Source organism: Flavobacterium erciyesense (assembly GCF_018069925.1).
In the GTDB taxonomy this organism is placed as follows: Bacteria; Bacteroidota; Bacteroidia; order Flavobacteriales; family Flavobacteriaceae; genus Flavobacterium; species Flavobacterium erciyesense.
This window is the reverse complement of record NZ_JAGPXB010000037.1, coordinates 1-1,089: the sequence shown is the minus strand read 5'-3', so window position 1 is coordinate 1,089 and position 1,089 is coordinate 1. Positions and strand designations below refer to the sequence as shown.

Annotated in this window: 1 protein-coding gene; it reads right to left on the bottom strand. The window is 43.6% G+C overall.

All coding sequences use genetic code 11. The features are described 5' to 3' along the window. The coding region (locus KBJ98_RS15205) for a DUF7507 domain-containing protein (protein ID WP_210791947.1) at positions 1–1,089 on the bottom strand (1,089 nt) is incomplete at both ends.

Genomic DNA, 1,089 nt, shown 5'->3' with positions numbered 1-1,089 from the left:
TGATATCGGCTTGGGTTATCGTGTAGTTCTGCGTTAAAGTGCCGCTGGCGTTTGGAGCTAAAGTACTCGGACTTACTGCAACATTGGTCATACCCAATTTAGCATCCGTAACCACTGCATTGGTAAGAGTTGTATTGCCTGTGTTGGTGATGGTGAAGGTATACGTAATGGTATCGCCTACTTGAGCAGCTGTCGCATTGCCATTGTAAACAGCTGTTTTTACTAAAGCTACGCTTGATGTTTTTGGAACAGTTGTTACCGTTGCGGTATCATTCGTAGTTGCTGTTCCTGATGTATCTGAAACTGTCACATTTGATGGATCTGTAGCGCTTCCTATTGCTGAATTCGTAACGCTTCCCGCATCGATATCAGCTTGGGTAATGGTATAGTTTTGTGTTAAAGTTCCACTGGCGTTTGGAGCTAAAGTACTCGGACTTACCGCTACATTGGTCATTCCTAATTTAGCATCGCTTACAACGGCATTGCTTAGAGTGGTATTACCCGTGTTGGTGATGATGAAGGTGTACGTAATGGTATCGCCAACTTGTGCTAAAGTCGAATTGCCATTGTACACGGCTGTTTTTACTAACGCTACGCTTGATGTCTTTGGAAGATTTGTAACCGTTGCGGTATCGTTTGTAGTTGTTGTTCCCGATGTATCTGAAACTGTCACATTTGATGGATCTGTAGCGCTTCCTATTGCTGAATTCGTTACCGTTCCCGCATTGATATCAGCTTGGGTAATGGTATAGTTTTGTGTTAAAGTACCGCTTGCATTTGGAGCTAAAGTACTCGGACTTACTGCAACATTGGTCATTCCTAATTTAGCATCGCTTACAACGGCATTGCTTAAAGTAGTATTACCCGTGTTGGTGATGGTGAAGGTGTACGTAATGGTATCGCCAACTTGAGCAGCTGTCGCATTGCCATTGTAAACGGCTGTTTTTACTAACGCTACGCTTGATGTCTTTGGAAGATTTGTAACCGTTGCGGTATCGTTTGTAGTTGTTGTTCCCGATGTATCTGAAACTGTCACATTTGATGGATCTGTTGCGCTTCCTACTGCCGAATTCGTTACCGTTCCCGCAT